13 protein-coding genes are annotated in these 13,375 nt (G+C 62.8%); 12 read left to right on the top strand and 1 reads right to left on the bottom strand.

What is annotated here, in order from left to right; translation table 11 throughout:
* Positions 1-61 precede the first annotated feature (61 nt).
* The 8 genes from RHP75_RS03640 to RHP75_RS03605 all read left to right on the top strand — a co-directional run bounded on the left by RHP75_RS03640 (position 62) and on the right by RHP75_RS03605 (position 9,339).
* Positions 62-1,690 carry a methyl-accepting chemotaxis protein gene (locus tag RHP75_RS03640; RefSeq protein WP_311090493.1) on the top strand — a complete coding sequence of 543 codons (1,629 nt, stop codon included), beginning with the start codon at positions 62-64 and terminating at the stop codon, positions 1,688-1,690.
* Positions 1,691-1,693: 3 nt separating this feature from the next.
* A complete protein-coding gene (locus RHP75_RS03635) occupies positions 1,694-2,209 on the top strand; it encodes a chemotaxis protein CheW (protein WP_311090492.1) in 516 nt (171 codons plus the stop codon).
* The gene (locus RHP75_RS03630) at positions 2,206-3,450 is read left to right on the top strand and encodes a CheR family methyltransferase (protein WP_311090491.1); all 1,245 of its coding nucleotides are present in this window, start codon (positions 2,206-2,208) and stop codon (positions 3,448-3,450) included. The genes RHP75_RS03635 and RHP75_RS03630 overlap by 4 nt, the downstream gene beginning before the upstream one ends.
* Positions 3,450-4,118: a chemotaxis protein CheW gene (locus tag RHP75_RS03625; RefSeq protein WP_311090490.1), complete on the top strand. Its 669-nt coding sequence runs from the start codon at positions 3,450-3,452 to the stop codon at positions 4,116-4,118. The genes RHP75_RS03630 and RHP75_RS03625 overlap by 1 nt, the downstream gene beginning before the upstream one ends.
* Positions 4,115-6,367, top strand: a complete 2,253-nt coding sequence (locus RHP75_RS03620) for a hybrid sensor histidine kinase/response regulator (RefSeq protein ID WP_311090489.1) — start codon at positions 4,115-4,117, stop codon at positions 6,365-6,367. Before RHP75_RS03625 ends, RHP75_RS03620 begins: the two co-directional genes overlap by 4 nt.
* Positions 6,364-7,368, top strand: a complete 1,005-nt coding sequence (locus tag RHP75_RS03615) for a chemotaxis response regulator protein-glutamate methylesterase (protein WP_311090488.1) — start codon at positions 6,364-6,366, stop codon at positions 7,366-7,368. Before RHP75_RS03620 ends, RHP75_RS03615 begins: the two co-directional genes overlap by 4 nt.
* A gap of 57 nt (positions 7,369-7,425) precedes the next feature.
* Positions 7,426-8,448, top strand: coding sequence for a diguanylate cyclase (locus RHP75_RS03610; RefSeq protein WP_311090487.1), 1,023 nt, complete (start codon positions 7,426-7,428; stop codon positions 8,446-8,448).
* A 120-nt stretch (positions 8,449-8,568) separates the two neighbouring features.
* Positions 8,569-9,339: a sulfite exporter TauE/SafE family protein gene (locus RHP75_RS03605; RefSeq protein ID WP_311090486.1), complete on the top strand. Its 771-nt coding sequence runs from the start codon at positions 8,569-8,571 to the stop codon at positions 9,337-9,339.
* A gap of 3 nt (positions 9,340-9,342) precedes the next feature.
* Here RHP75_RS03605 and RHP75_RS03600 read toward each other — a convergent pair whose 3' ends face one another.
* Positions 9,343-10,335 (bottom strand): AraC family transcriptional regulator, encoded by a 993-nt coding sequence (locus tag RHP75_RS03600; RefSeq protein WP_160089266.1) that lies wholly within the window; start codon positions 10,333-10,335, stop codon positions 9,343-9,345.
* A gap of 172 nt (positions 10,336-10,507) precedes the next feature.
* Here RHP75_RS03600 and RHP75_RS03595 point away from each other — a divergent pair, with 172 nt between their 5' ends.
* The 4 genes from RHP75_RS03595 (at position 10,508) to RHP75_RS03580 (ending at position 13,374) form a co-directional block, all read left to right on the top strand.
* The gene (locus RHP75_RS03595) at positions 10,508-11,362 is read left to right on the top strand and encodes a MaoC/PaaZ C-terminal domain-containing protein (protein ID WP_311090485.1); all 855 of its coding nucleotides are present in this window, start codon (positions 10,508-10,510) and stop codon (positions 11,360-11,362) included.
* A gap of 111 nt (positions 11,363-11,473) precedes the next feature.
* Complete coding sequence (locus tag RHP75_RS03590; protein ID WP_311090484.1) at positions 11,474-12,235, top strand: hypothetical protein; 762 nt, start codon at positions 11,474-11,476, stop codon at positions 12,233-12,235.
* A gap of 76 nt (positions 12,236-12,311) precedes the next feature.
* Positions 12,312-12,632 carry a nucleotide pyrophosphohydrolase gene (locus RHP75_RS03585; RefSeq protein WP_311090483.1) on the top strand — a complete coding sequence of 107 codons (321 nt, stop codon included), beginning with the start codon at positions 12,312-12,314 and terminating at the stop codon, positions 12,630-12,632.
* Positions 12,625-13,374 carry a methyltransferase gene (locus tag RHP75_RS03580; protein ID WP_311090482.1) on the top strand — a complete coding sequence of 250 codons (750 nt, stop codon included), beginning with the start codon at positions 12,625-12,627 and terminating at the stop codon, positions 13,372-13,374. Before RHP75_RS03585 ends, RHP75_RS03580 begins: the two co-directional genes overlap by 8 nt.
* The last annotated feature ends 1 nt before the right edge of the window (position 13,375 follow it).

Raw genomic sequence — 13,375 nt, 5'->3', positions numbered from 1 at the left:
CAAGGCAGCGGCCACCACTACGCACGACTATCGGCTCCATCAGCAGCTGAAGGATAAAGGGATGAAGTTAACCGTACGCAACCGCATCATTGCCAGTTTTGCCGCCCTTATCGCCATCTTGCTTCTGCTCGCCACGACCTCCTATCTGCGCATGGTTTCGATTGAAGGCGAAGCAGAGCAGATGCAAAGCAATTCCCTCCCTGGGGTCTATTACATCAGCAAGATCCAGAGCTCCTGGGCCGGCCATATGCTGGAAACCCGGCGTCTGATGCTGCGTCTCGACGACGAAGGTGATGCCGCAGAGTTCGACAGCGCCCAGGCGCAGTTTGCCGCCATTGAAGAAGTGCTTGATGGCCTGCTCGCCCGCTACCTGCAGACCAATATCAATGAGCGCGAAGCGCAACTGGCCAACCAGTTCAGCCAACAGCATCGGCAGTACCTGGTGCTACACAACCAGTTACTCAACATCCTGCAAGACGGCACCCTGCCCCAGGGTCGCAGGTTCAGCACCGAACACGTGCTACCGGAATGGGACAAGGGCCTGCAAACCCTGAGCGAGCTGGTCGAACTGAACAGAACCCTCGCAGAAGATGGCGCGAGTGAAATCCGTGACGCCGTACGCTCGCTGGAAATCGCGACCCTGTTGGCCATCCTGTTGACCATCGCGGTCGCCGGGGTCTGCGGCTGGCTGCTGCTGCAAGCCATCACCCGCCCAATCGACCACATTGTCAGCACCCTCAAAACCCTCGAAAGCGGCGACCTGTCCGTGCGCCTGAATATGCAGCGCAGTGATGAATTTCACGCCATCGAGACCGGCTTCAACAGCATGGTCGGTGAGCTCAAGACCCTGGTCGGCCATGCCCAGCGCTCGGCCGTGCAGATGACCACCTCGGTCACCGAAATCGCCGCCACCTCGCGCCAGCAGCAGGCCACGGCCACCGAAACGGCGGCCACCACGACGGAAATTGGTGCCACTTCACGCGAGATCGCCGCCACCTCGCGCGACCTGGTGCGCACCATGGGTGAGGTGTCCGACAACGCCGAACAGACCTCGATGCTCGCCGGCACCGGCCAGCTGGGGCTGACCCGCATGGAAGAAATCATGCGTCAGGTCATGGGCGCCGCCGATGTGGTCAATGGCAAACTGTCGATCCTCAATGAGAAGGCCGGCAACATCAACCACGTGGTCACCACCATCGTCAAAGTGGCGGACCAGACCAACCTGCTCTCCCTTAACGCCGCCATCGAAGCAGAAAAGGCCGGCGAATACGGCAAAGGCTTTGCCGTGGTAGCGGTGGAAGTGCGGCGCCTGGCCGATCAGACCGCAGTGGCCACCTACGATATCGAGCAAATGGTGCGCGAAATCCAGTCCGCTGTATCGGCCGGGGTAATGGGCATGGACAAGTTCTCCGAAGAAGTACGCCGCGGCATTGGCGAAATGGCGCAGATGGGTGACCAACTGGCACAGATCATCCAGCAAGTGCAGGCCCTCGCCCCCCGTATCCAGATGGTCAACGAGGGCATGCAGGCGCAGTCGACCGGTGCCGAGCAAATCAACCAGGCACTGGTGCAGTTGAGCGAAGCCAGCAGCCAGACCGTAGACACCCTGCGTCAGGCCGGCGCGGCAATCGACGAGCTGAATCAGGTGGCCAGCAACCTGCGGGTTGGCGTCAGCAGCTTCAAGGTCTGAACCATGCCCAAAGCCGCCACCGCCGGATCCGCCAAGGGGGAACTGCACCTGCTATTCCAGCTCGGTGAAGATCGCTACGCCATCAGCGCCCGAGAGGTTGCCGAGGTGTTGCCACTGCGCCAGCTCAAGCAGGTGCCAGAAACCCCGGAGTGGGTGGCCGGGGTTTTCCAGCATCGCGGACGCATGATTCCTGTGCTGGATCTCAACCAGCGCGTGCTCAAACGGCCAGCGCTGGAACGCAACAGTACCCGCCTGGTGCTGGTCTACTTCGATGCGCAACGCGGGGAACACGCCTGCGTACTCGGGCTGATTCTCGAACAAGCCACCAACACCCTGCGCCTGTCTGCAGATGCCTTTACCAGCAGCGGACTGGAGGCCGGACAGCCGGATTACCTAGGGCCAACACAGGCGGACGAGCGCGGCCTGATTCAGCGCATCAACGTTCATGGCCTGCTGGATGACGCCCTGCGTGCCGTGCTGTTCAAGGCAGCGCAACAGGCTGGGGATGCTCCCGCATGATTGCGCAGATCGAACGCCTGTTGAAATCACGCATCGGCCTCGACGCCGAATCGGTTGGCCGCAGCGTGATCGAGCGCGCCGTACGCCAGCGCATGAATGCTCAGCACAAGAGCGCTCTGGAAGACTACTGGATTACCCTCAACGGCTCGCCCAAGGAACAGCAGGCGCTGGTTGAGGCTGTGGTGGTGCCGGAAACCTGGTTCTTCCGCTACCCCGAGTCATTCAAGGCTCTCGCCACACTGGCATTTGAGTGCCACACCCGGTTAAACGCCGCGCGCCCGCTGCGCATCATCAGCGTGCCCTGCTCCAGCGGCGAAGAACCCTACTCGATCGCCATGACCCTACTCGATGCTGGCTTCGCGCCCGAGCAGTTCCAGATTGAAGCCCTGGATGTCAGCGACAAGGTACTGGCCCTGGCCAGCCGTGGCATCTACGGGCGCAATTCGTTTCGCGGCGACGCACTGACGTTCCGCGAGCGCTTCTTTCGCGCCCAGGACGACAGCTTTGTACTCGATGAGCGGGTCAAAAGCCGTGTGCAACTGCGCTGCGGCAACCTGCTCGACAGCACTCTGTTCAGTGCTACACCGGCCTACGATTTCATCTTCTGCCGCAACCTGCTGATCTACTTCGACCGTGCAACTCAGGTGCGCGTACTGGAACTGCTCAAGCGCCAGCTGCAGCCACAAGGCGTGATGTTTATCGGCCCGGCCGAAGCCAGCCTAGCCACACAAAATGGAATGCAGGCCCTGGGGCGCCAACAAACTTTTGCGTTTCGCCTGGCGCCAGCCGAAACCGCTAAACCGATCAGCCTGAAGCCACCCAGCCGGCCACAGCCTGTTCTGCCACGCCAGCCCACACCACTGCCGCCAACAGCGCCGCGCAGAAGCATGCCAGCGCTCCCCCCAACGCCTGCAACGCCAGCCCCAGCGCCCATCAGCACACCCTGGGATACAGTCGCCGAACTGGCCAACGCCGGCCACTGCGAGCAGGCACGCAGCCTCTGCGAACGCCATCTGCAGACAGCGGGTCCGAGCGCCCAAGCATTCTATTGGCTGGGTCTGCTCAGCGATGTCGAGCAGCGCAGCGAACAGGCCTGCGGCTATTACCGCAAGGCCATCTATCTTGACCCGCAGCACCGCGAAGCACTGACCCACCTGGCCGCCCACCTGGAAACCCAGGGCGACCAGAGCGGGGCCCAACGCCTGTATCGGCGTGCGCAGGAGGGAGGTAAATCATCGTGATGGATGCTGATCTTAACCAGGCGCCAATTGACGATTGCTGGAACCGTATCGGCGTATTCGGTGACAAGAGCTGCGCACGCCTGGACGCTCACATCCACTGCCGCAACTGCGAGGTCTACAGCGCTGCGGCGATCACCCTACTGGACCGCTATGGCACTTTGCTGGAACAGGACGCCAGCGGCTACGGCCAGGCTGAAGCCAGCGAAGACCAGGGCGAGCAGCGTTCTCTGTTGATCTTTCGCCTGGGCGAGGAATGGCTGGCACTCGCGACGCGGCGCATGGCCGAAGTGATGCCCCTCTCGCCGATTCACACCCTGCCGCATCAGAAAAACGGCGGTCTGCTGGGTGTTACCAATGTGCGCGGCACGCTGGTCGCATGCCTCAATCTTGCCGAGGTGCTGGGCCTGGAGCGCAGCGAAAGCAAGCAGGAAAAACGCGCCATACCGCGCATGCTGATCCTTGAAACCAACGCCGGGCCACTGGTCAGCCCGGTTGATGAAGTCAACGGCATTCAGCGCATCCCCCTGGCACTGATCGGCGCCTCAGTGCAGGAAGACAAGCGCACCATCAGCCGCTTCAGCGCTGGCGTACTGCAATGGGGCGGCAGGAGCATTACCCTGCTCGACGATGAACAACTGCTCGCCGCCATGATCAGGAGCCTGACATGACCCCGGACCAGATGCGTGATGCCTCGCTGCTTGAGCTGTTCCGCATGGAGGCGGAGGCGCAGAAGCAGGTGTTGGATACCGGCCTGCTGATTCTTGAGCGTGACCCGGTGAATGCCGGACAGCTGGAAGCCTGCATGCGTGCCGCCCACTCGCTCAAGGGTGCTTCGCGGATTGTCGGCCTGGACAGTGGCGTGAAGGTCGCCCATGCCATGGAAGACCTGCTGGTGGCCGCTCAGGAAGGTCTGCTGCGCCTACTGCCGGACCATATCGATGCCCTGCTGCAAGGCTCTGACCTGCTGCTGCGGATCGGCCAGGCACTGCCCGATGCCGAGCTCGAATCCCGCGTCAAACAGGTCACTTCACGCCTGCAGGTGCTACTCGGGGCAGCCGTTCCGGCCCTGCGCGAACAGCCCGCTGCCGAGGCACAGACACCGCCGGCCGAGCCCCCGCCCAGCGCCCAGCCTGCCCCCGCCGCGCCACAGGCCGAGTCGGCGAGCGAAGAGCACAGTCGGGTACTGCGCGTTTCCGCAGAACGCTTCGACCACCTGATCGACCTGTCAGGCAAATCGCTGGTGGAGTTCCAGCGCATGAAACCGCTGAGCGACTCGCTGCATCGCCTCAAGCGTCAGCAGGCTGCCGCACGGCGCACCTACGAAAGCCTGCGCGAACAGCTGCTCAGCATCCCGACCACCGCGGCAATAGAAACCCTGCTGAACGAAGGTCGCCACCTGCTGATGGAATGCCAGCAGCAGCTGCAGAGCCATCAGGAGCTGTTCGATGACTTTGTCTGGCATGGCGGCCAGCGCACTCAACAACTCTATGACCTGGCCCTGGCCTCACGCATGCGTCCGTTTTCCGACGTGCTGACGGGTCAGGCGCGCATGCTGCGCGACCTGGGTCGTTCACTGGGAAAACAGGTACTGCTGGAGGTCGAAGGCGAACACACCCAGGTCGACCGTGACATTCTCGAGCGCCTGGAAGCCCCGCTGACCCATCTGTTGCGCAACGCGGTTGATCACGGCATTGAGCCGCCAGCCCTGCGTGCTCGTAAAGGCAAGCCCGAGGAAGGCAAGGTGCAGCTCAAGGCCCGTCATCACGCCAACATGCTGATCCTGGAAGTCAGTGATGACGGCGGCGGGGTTGATCTTGAGCGAGTTCGCCAGGCAGTGATCGAACGGCGCTTCACCTCCGCCGACCAGGTGGCGCAGATGAGCGAGGAAGAGCTGCTGACCTTCCTTTTCCTGCCTGGCTTCAGCATGAGCCAGCAGGTCACCGAAGTGTCCGGGCGTGGTGTCGGTCTGGACGTGGTGCAGCACGAAATCCGCCGTATGCGCGGCAACGTGCGCCTGCAACAGCGCCAAGGTGAGGGCAGCCTGTTTCATATCGAACTGCCGCTGACTCTGTCAGTGGTCCGCGCACTGGTTGTGAGCATCGGCGGCGAGGCCTATGCCTTCCCCCTGGCGCAGATCGAACGCATGCTGCGCCTGCAACGCGATGAGATTGTGCACCTGGAAGGGCGCCAGCACTTCTGGCTCGACGATGAACATATTGGCCTGCTCTCGGCCGCCCAACTGCTGCAGCGGCCAGAACAGAAAAGCGAAGAAGCGGACATCCCCATCGTGATGATCCGCGACCGCGAGCGCTGTCACGGCCTGGCCGTCGAGCGCTTTATCGGCGAGTACACCCTGGTGCTGATGCCGCTGGACCCGCGCCTGGGCAAGATCCGCGACGTGGCCGCCGGAGCGCTGCTGCACGACGGCACCCCAGTGCTGATTCTGGATGTCGATGACCTGCTCAATTCCGTGGCCAAGCTGCTCGGCGGCGGCCATCTGGAACGCGTCGACCACGGTGGCAACACCCGTCAGGCGGCCAGCAAACGCGTGCTGGTGGTGGATGACTCGCTCACCGTGCGCGAGCTGGAGCGCAAGCTGCTACTCAGCCGCGGCTATCAGGTCGAGGTGGCCGTCGACGGCATGGACGGCTGGAACGCCCTGCGCGCGGGCAACTTCGATCTGCTGATCACCGATATCGATATGCCGCGCATGGACGGCATCGAGCTGGTGACCCTGGTACGCCAGGACCCTCGCCTGCGTTCCCTGCCGGTGATGGTGGTGTCCTACAAGGACCGTGAAGAAGACCGTCGCAAAGGCCTGGAGGCTGGGGCGGACTACTACCTGGCCAAGGCCAGCTTCCATGACGAAGCACTGCTCGATGCCGTACAGACCTTGATTGGAGAGGCTCGCGAATGAGGATTGCCATCGCCAACGACACGCCCCTGGCCGTTGAGGCATTGCGGCGGGCGTTGGCCGTCGAGCCGCAGTACCAGTTGATCTGGATCGCCGAAAACGGCGAAGAGGCCGTGCGCCTGTGCCAGGAAGATCATCCCGACCTGCTGCTGATGGATATGCTGATGCCGGGCATGGACGGTGTGGAGGCGACCCGACGGATCATGCACGACACACCTTGCGCCATCCTGATCGTCACTGCCGATGTCGAGCGCAACATGACCCGGGTGTTTGATGCCATGGGCGCGGGAGCGCTGGACGTGGTCGCCGTGCCCTCACTGGGCCCGCAACACCAGTTGGATGGCATTCTTATTCGCCGCAAGATTCACAACATTGCCTGGATGATCGGCCACAAGACTTCACGTAACACCGCCACCCCAGCGGCTAAAACCAGCAGCAGCCGTGGCCTGCGCCTGGTGGCCATCGGCGCCTCGGCAGGCGGGCCGGCAGCGCTGGTCGAACTGCTGAAAAATATCCCCGCAGACTTTCCTGCCGCCATCGTTCTGGTGCAGCACGTCGATGAAATCTTTGCTGCCGGTATGGCGCAGTGGCTGGCCAGCGAGTCGCATATGCCCGTGCGCCTGGCCCAGGAAGGCGAAACACTGAAACCCGGCGAAGTGTTACTGGCCGGCACCAACAACCATCTGTGCCTTACTGCCGATAACCGCCTGGTATACCGTCTAGAGCCAACGGATCAGGTCTACCGGCCGTCCATAGATGTATTCTTCAATAGCGTAGCCATGCACTGCCAGGGTGAAGCCATCGGGATCTTATTGACCGGCATGGGCCGCGATGGCGCACGTGGGCTCAAGCAGATGCGTGAGCGGGGCTTCTACACCATCGCCCAGGATCAGGCCAGTTGCGCGGTCTACGGCATGCCCAAAGCGGCCGCTGCACTGGACGCCGCCGTAGAGGTTCTGCCGCTGGACAAAATTGCGTCGCGCCTGATTAAGCGCTTGAGTTGATGCATCCACCGCTAGCATTCTGCCGGCATTTTATGAAGTACCTGACGGAGTATTGCCATGCAACGGCCTAAAGAGCATCCCTATCTTCCTCAAGGGCTACCCGACTATTCGATGATGGTGCTGCTGGTTGATGACCAGGCCATGATCGGCGAGGCCGTACGACGTGCACTGGGTGAAGAGAGTGATATCGACTTTCACTTCTGCTCGGATCCGCACCAGGCGCTAAACCTGGCTCAACAGATCAAACCCACGGTGATCCTGCAGGACCTGATCATGCCCGGCATCGACGGTATCGACCTGCTCAGCCAGTACCGCAGCGCACCGGGGCTGCGTGATGTGCCGATCATCGTGCTATCAACCAAGGAAGACCCCAAGGTCAAAAGTGCAGCCTTCACCGCCGGGGCTAACGACTACCTAGTGAAGTTACCGGACGCCATCGAACTACTGGCGCGCATCCGCTATCACTCGCGAGCTTATCTGACCTTGGTGCAGCGCGACGAAGCTTACCGAGCGCTGCGCGAGAGCCAGCAGCAGCTGCTCGACACCAATCTGGTACTGCAACGCCTGATCAAGTCCGATGGCCTCACCGGCCTGGCCAACCGCCGTTATCTGGATGAGTACATCGAAGTCGAATGGCACCGGGCGCTGCGCGATAACAGCGAACTGTCACTGCTGATGATCGACGTTGACTACTTCAAGGCCTACAACGATCAGCATGGGCATGTGGCGGGCGACGATGTGCTACGCCAGGTTGGCGAGGCATTACGCACCAGTTGCACCCGCGCCGCTGACCTCGCGGCACGTTATGGCGGTGAAGAGTTCGCCGTGGTCATGCCAGGCACCGCCTCCGGTGGCGCACGCCTGCAGGCCGAGAAAGTGCGCCGTGCCATTGAGGCGCTGGGAATCCCCCACGAGCTGCCGAAACCTGGCTCATGCATCAGCGTAAGCATTGGTATCGCCACCCTCAAACCCAGTGAAGAAGAGGACTCCACGCGTTTGGTCCTCAAGGCAGATGAAGGTCTTTACCTGGCCAAACACAGTGGCCGTAACCAGGTCGCCATAGCACCGAATCACGATTGAGCTGCGACCTGGCCACCTGCCGACAGATATACCGACGCTGCGGAACGGGACCTTGGTCGCACTTGGCCATTCCTTGCGCCCGCCATTATCCTCCCGCCTTTCTCTCGATGAACGAAGCCCATGTCAGTGCCTGATCTACTGCTGCTGGTTCTCGCCGGTTTTGCTGCCGGCGGGATGAATGCCCTGGCCGGTGGCGGCACGTTTTTTTCCTTTCCGGCGCTGCTCGCGGCGGGCCTGCCGCCGGTGACGGCCAATGCCACCAATGCCGTGGCGCTGTGGCCGGCCAGCCTGGCTGGGGCCTGGGCGGCGCGGGATTCGCTGCGGCCGTTGGGGCGCTATTTGCTGCCATTGTTGGCGGCCGGGCTAGCGGGCGGTTTGTTAGGAGGGCTGTTGCTGCTGGTTGGCGGCGATGCGGTGTTTGCCAAGCTGATTCCCTGGCTGCTGCTGGCCGCCACCGCGCTGTTTGCCGCCAGCCCCTGGCTGAGTCGCTGGTTGGCTGCTCGCCGCGCCGAGGCTGCACAACCGCCGCACAGCCCACTGTCGCTGGCCGCGCATATCGGCGTATCGATCTATGGTGGTTACTTCGGCGCCGGCATGGGCATTCTGCAACTGGCGGCATTTTCCATCGAAGGCCACCCGCTGGCCCGCGCCAATGCCCTGAAGAACCTGATTTCGGCGGTGATCTACAGCGTCGCCACGGCGACTTTTATCATCGCCGGGCGGGTCAGTTGGTATGAGCTGGTGATTCTGCTGGTGGGCGCCACCGTCGGGGGTTATGTCGGCGGCGCACTGGGCCAGCGTTTGCCGGCCAAGTTCCTGCGCTTACTGGTGATCAGCGTGGGCAGCGGCATGACGCTGTATTACTTCTGGGCGACCTATTTCGCCCAGTAACACTCAATTTTTGCCGCGTTTGCGAAACTCCACCGGAGTTTCGCCGACCCAACGCTTGAAGGCGCGATAGAAGGTGCTCGGCTCGGAGAAACCGGTACGCTCGACGATCACTTCAATACGCTCGTCGGTGTTGAGCAGCAGGTCCTTGGCCAAACGGCAACGGTAGTCGGTGACCAGGTCGTTAAAGCGCACCCCAGCCATCGCCAGGCGCTCGCGCAGCCGTCGCGCCGGCATGTTCAAGCGCGCGGCGACCTGCTCCAGCGTCGCGCCGCTGTCGACCAGCAATTCGCCGATCAACTCACGTACCTTGCGCACCAGGTCCAGACGTTCGACTTCAGCCAGCTGCCGGCGAGCCAGCGACTCGTGCATACGCAGTAATTCTGGCGCAGCGTGCCGCGAGGTCTTGTCCAGCACCGAGGCATTGAACACCAGCGCGTAACGCTCGCCGCCCAGTTGCGCCGGGCAGCCGTAGACCTGCTGATAGCGCTCGGCCGGCGCACCTTCGGTATGCATGAACTGCACTTCATAAGGGGTGAAATCACCTTCGGTCAGAGCATCAAACAGGCGTATCACCGCGCCGGCGAGCATCTCAGGGAAGTGTCGCGGCGTGCCGGGAACAAGCCCAAGTAGCAGCACCGCGCGGTCGTCCTGCACCTCCAACTTGGCATTTAGGGTGTCGGAGAGCAGACGCACATAGCGCAGGGCATGGCGCAGGCCTTCACCGAAGGTTTCGCTGGAGAGAAACAGGTATTCCAGCAGCAGGCCGTGGAAGGCCGGCAGGTGTTGAGCCAGGTAGAGGCCGACATGCTCTTCGCCGCATTCGTCGATGGCAGCTTTCCAGAACAGCGCTTGGGCGGCATGGGGGAAGCGCCCGGCAGGCAGACCACCCGGCGGTAGGCCAACGCGCGCCAGCACCCGATCAGGGTCGGTACCGCTGGCACGCAGGGCGTCGATCACGGGGCGCATCAGCGCCACGTCGTCAGTCAGGTCACGCATATTGAAGAGTTCTTATTGTGTGCGAGGCGCGGCCATCTTAGGCAGCTTTAGGCCATGCGCTCAAGGCGTGAATGCAGGCAATTGACTGCCCCGCCACATAACCAGGCAGCACGGCCAATGCAGATACAGGCGCGCCATCTAAGCTGCTGCCACCGTTCTGAGGAGTGACCCCATGGCCATCGACTGGCTCGACCTGCCCGCCCCGCCCGCGCTACCCGGTCTTTTTCTGCGCGCCGCACTGCGCCGCCATGTGACTGGCCGCAGCCTGCCCGAGCTGGGCGTGCGCTGCCAGGTCACGTTAGACCCCAAGCACCTGGCGCGCTACCGGAAGATTTGCGGCGCTGCCGACGATCATCTGCTGCCCGCTGCCTATCCGCATATCCTGGCGTTTGCTCTGCAGATGCAGTTGCTCACCGACAAGCGTTTCCCCTTCCCGCTGCTCGGCCTGGTGCACCTGGAAAACCATATTCGCGTGCTGCGCCCACTCGGCGGCCTCGGGCCGTTTTCCGTCAGCGTGCAGGTGCAGGACCTGCAACCCCATGACAAGGGCGCTACCTTTAGCCTGATCACCCAGTTGCACGACCAGCTAGGCCTGCTTTGGGAAGGCGACAGCCGCATCCTCTGCCGCGCCCTGCGCCTGGACGGCAAGCCAGCCGAACGCGCAGCCGAAACCGCGCTTACGCAAACCACTCTGGCACACTGGCGCGCACCTGCGGATATCGGCCGGCGTTATGCGCGCATCGCCGGCGACTACAACCCGATCCATATGTTTGCCGCCACGGCCAAGTTATTCGGTTTTCCCCGCGCCATTGCCCATGGCCTGTGGAACAAAGGCCGCGCCCTGGCCGAACTGGGCCCGCGCCTGCCTGCTGCCGGCTATGCCGTGAGCGTGCGCTTTCAGAAACCGGTGCTATTGCCGGCCGAAGTGCGCTTACTGGCCAGCGAGCCCGGCAGCCATGGCCAGTTCAGCCTGCTCGGCCAGGATGAGCTGGTGCATATGAGCGGTAGCTGGCAGCCGCTGGACTAGGCGTACAGCAAGGGCTTGGCGTTTTTTCGGGTGCGGATTATCGTGATGCCTCCCGCGCCCATGCGGTCACGGTCGACCCTAGACAACTCCAGTGGAATAGAGAGCATCAGCATGAAAAACACCGCCGTACTTGCCACGTCCTTCGTCCTTGCTTGCACTGCGTTACAGGCCCATGCCCTGGACGCGTCCGGGCAGCGCTATGTCAATCAGCTGGTGCAGGGCGGCCCGGTGTCGATCCGCGAAGCCGCGCAGAGCATCTACCACAGCGGTTACCGGGACCAGGAAACCCTCGACGTGGCCGCCGAGGTGCTGCTGCAGAAGTACCGCAGCGCCACTGACAACACCACCTCCGACGCCCTCGCCTGGGTCTGCAAGGCCTTGGCCAGCTCGGGCAACGGCCGCTACAAGCCAGTGCTGGCCGAAGTGGTGGCCAACTCCGACAACCGCAAGCTCGACCGTCATTGCGAGAAAGCCGCTGACAGCCTTAGCGCCGGTGGCGCGCCTTATACCGCAGGCAGCGTCAACCTGGACGCCTACCGCGCCGGCCAAGGCCAAGCGGCTACTAGCACGCAAACGCTGACGCCCGCTGCTGCACCAGCGACCGCCGCCCAGGGCAGCGGCTCGTTCAGCGATATACGCACCGGCATGAGCATGGATGAAGTCAATGCGCTGCTCGGCGCGCCGACCGCCACCTTCTCGCACCAGACAGGCAAGGCCTGGATCCCGTTCAACTTCAAAGGCAAGGACGTCGCCCGCGTGGTGTCGCTGTACAAAGGCAAGGGGCGCATCACGTTTTCCCAGGAAAGCGTCTATGCCAACGTCTGGCGCGTGCTGGAAGTGACTCACAACCCCAACGAAAGCGGCTACCCATAACCCGCCGCAGCGGTTTGCCGGCTTGAAGACCGGCCGGCAAACCCCGAAGCTATGCTCCTCTTTGCTGGAGCGCCTGATGAACCTCTCCGAACTGACCACCCGCATGCACGCCATTCGTGACCACAACGACTGGCGGCCCTTCCACAGCCCGAAGAACCTGGCCATGGCGGCCAGCGTGGAAATGGCCGAGCTGGTGGAAATCTTCCAGTGGCTGACCGAAGCGCAGTCCCGCGAACTGCCAGCTGAACAACTGGCCCATGCCGGCCAGGAAATCGGCGACGTGATCCTCTACCTGGTGCTGCTGTGCGACGAGCTGGGCCTGGACATGGAACAGGTGGTGCGCGCCAAGCTGGCCGACAACGAACGGCGCTTCCTCGGGAGCGCATCCAATGAGTGATCGTCACTTCGACGAACTGGCCACGCGCTTTGCCGAGAAGATCTATGGCGGCGCCAAGGGCGCGATTCGCCTGGCCGTGCTCCAGGCTGACCTGGCCGAAGCGCTGCCCGAACGCCCACTGCGGGTGCTGGATATCGGCGCGGGCCTCGGCCATATGTCGCTGTGGCTGGCCGAGCGTGGCCATCAGGTGACGCTGACGGAACCCGCCGAGCCGATGTTGAATGGCGCCCGCGAGCGCTTTGCCGCCGCTGGACAAGACGCCACCTTTATCCAGACACCTTGGCAGGACCTGCTCGGCCAGCTTGAGCAACCCTATGACCTGGTGATCTGCCATGCGGTGCTGGAATGGTTAGCCGAGCCGCACAGCATCCTGCCGGTGCTTCACCAGCTGTGCGCGCCCGGCGGCTGGCTGTCGTTGGCGTTCTACAACAAGGACGCGCTGATCTACCGTAACCTGCTCAAGGGCCACTTCCGCAAACTGCGCAAGGCCGAGTTCGCCGGGGAAAAACAGAGCCTGACCCCGCAGATGCCGCTTGATCCGCGCGAGCTGGCGGCGCAACTTGAGGCTAATTGGCAGATCGAAAGCCAGAGTGGCGTGCGGGTGTTTCACGACTATATGCCGCAGCCGTTCCAAGCCAAGGCTGAGCTGCTCGACCTGCTGGAAATGGAGCTGGCCTACCGCCGCCACCCGAGCTTTGCTGGGCTGGGGCGCTACCTGCACTGGATCTGCCGGCCACGCTGAT

The sequence above is a fragment of the Pseudomonas sp. SG20056 genome, assembly GCF_031764535.1.
Taxonomy (GTDB): Bacteria; Pseudomonadota; Gammaproteobacteria; order Pseudomonadales; family Pseudomonadaceae; genus Aquipseudomonas.
This window is presented reverse-complemented; position numbering and strand designations above follow the sequence as displayed.